Raw genomic sequence first — 2,056 nt, 5'->3', positions numbered from 1 at the left:
ACGCACGATGGAAATGCGTTAGCATTTTCGGAGGAGTCGAGTACCCTCCGCTCCAATCCACAGGTGCTAAAAAATCAATACTGACTTTTAATAAATCCTATATATTAAAAGCACTTACAATGTAATCAAGTTCAACCTTTATGGTTGTTCCTTTTCCTACTGAACTCTCGATCTTCATCGATCCGTTGTGCTCCTGGATGATTTTATTGCTGACGGTTAGTCCCAGGCCGATTCCTTTATCTTTGGTGGTGTAAAACGGCGTACCAAGATGGCGCATTAATTCTGCTTCTATCCCGGGACCTTCATCTGTAATCCTGACCTGAACATTTCCTGCCTCGTATATTTGGATTTCAATGTCGATATTTCCACCGTTTGGCATAGATTCAATTGCGTTTTTCAGGAAATTTAAAAACACTTGCTTCAGCTGATGCGGATTGCACAGCAGTTCAACCTTGGTTTGAGGATAATTTGTTATGATCTGCACGTTATGCAATATTGCCTGTGGATGAATGACATTAATCGTGCTGTCCACTATCGCACACAATTCCCCTTTTACAAATTGAACAGCCTGAGGCTTTGCCAGCGACATAAATTCATTTACAATCATATCGATTCTATCCAATTCGTTCATGATGATCATCAAGTAATCTGACTGTTTTTGTTTATCTGTGCTGGTTTGCAATAACTTGGAAAACCCTTTTAATGCAGTCAACGGATTTCGGATTTCATGTGCTACTCCGGCAGCTAGTTGGCCCGTAATCGACAGCCGGTCCAAATTTCGTATGGCTGCATCATTTTTCACCCGATCGGTAATATTCCGGCCGACACTTACAAAGGAATCAACTTCCTTTTTTTCATTATAAATCGGTGAAATATTATATTCTGTATAAACAACGGATTCCTTATCAACTGTCCTGAATTTTTTCCTGAGCAGCTGCGGTTCACCCGTTTCCAGAATCTCATCGATTTTATTATCAAGTATTGCCTCTTCTTCCGAACATAAGAATTCCTCTAAATTTCTCCCAACAATCTTTTCAGGTGGAAGACCAATTACTTTTTCATGTGATGGAGAGGCATAAACGATTTTTTTATCCTTTGTGAATACTTTAATCATATCACTAGTATTTTCAGTGATTAATTCGTAGAGTTCACGAGTCCTGTGCAATTCATTTTCCATTCTCACAATACTAGTAATATCACGATAGATTGCAATGATCGCGATAATTTCCCCTTTTTTGTTTCGGAAAGGAGAATAAGAAACTGCTATATCCAGCATTGATCCGTCTTTGTGATACCGTTGAGTGATCATGTTGGTATATGCTTTGCCATTCTTAACATCATTCATAAGATCCCCAACAAAAGCCGGATTCGAAAACTCGTAAAATGTTTTTCCTATAAGGTCCTCCTCTGTATAGCCAAAAATTTCAGTATACATATGGTTGATCCTTACAAAGCGATTCTCCATATCGACAATAGCAAACCCGTCAGCCGTACAATTTAAAAATAAATCTAGCAGCTCATCCGGATTATAAATTGATTCGTCATCCGTTCCAAACAAAGGGAAACTATTACGCATAGAGATCTCTCCAAACTTTCATAAACTTTACATCTCTATTTTACAGAAAGTTGCGATTTATCAAAAGAAGTATTTTTCAAAGTGTGGTATCACATGGATTACAATTTTCATTAAGGTCATATATCTCTCTTATTTTAAAAAAGTCCCGGAATCCCGGGATGCCTATTAAACATTCATATCTCTTTTTCTATAAAAGTGATAAGTTGCTGCTGTAAGTATCAGAATGAGCATGATTGATAAGGTAAGATACACGGAATCGAAATTTCCCTCATTCAATAGATCCTTCGCATCGTAATATTTAAACGGAGTGAAATATTTCAATCCTTCCAGCTTTTCATTCATATCGATTGCGATGGATAGGATAAAAAAGATGAGCAGGATTCCGGTCGATAAAGAATTGGCCTTTTTGGCTTGTTTGAAAATAGCTGCTACCGCCGTTCCAATGAGCAAAAAGATCAGCTGGAGGATGAACATGCCGAT

At 38.0% G+C, this 2,056-nt stretch carries 2 protein-coding genes; both read right to left on the bottom strand.

Going from position 1 to position 2,056, the window contains the following annotated elements; genetic code table 11:
• Window positions 1–97: 97 nt before the first annotated feature.
• Window positions 98–1,576, bottom strand: a complete 1,479-nt coding sequence (locus WB217_RS08900; protein WP_423992645.1) for a PAS domain-containing sensor histidine kinase — start codon at window positions 1,574–1,576, stop codon at window positions 98–100.
• Between the two features lie 165 nt (window positions 1,577–1,741).
• Window positions 1,742–2,056, bottom strand: a 315-nt coding sequence (locus WB217_RS08895; protein WP_423992643.1) for an ABC transporter permease subunit, incomplete at its 5' end; no start/stop codon positions are given.

This window comes from Mesobacillus sp. (genome assembly GCF_049588175.1).
Taxonomy (GTDB): Bacteria; Bacillota; Bacilli; order Bacillales; family Cytobacillaceae; genus Mesobacillus.
Note: the sequence above shows the minus strand (reverse complement) of the source record. Positions and strands in the feature narration are given on the sequence as shown.

Bases quoted from the DNA above. Each gene is read 5' to 3' on its own strand.
- WB217_RS08900 (WP_423992645.1), bottom strand. From the start codon at position 1,576: ATGCGTAATAGTTTCCCTTTGTTTGGAACGGATGACGAATCAATTTAT.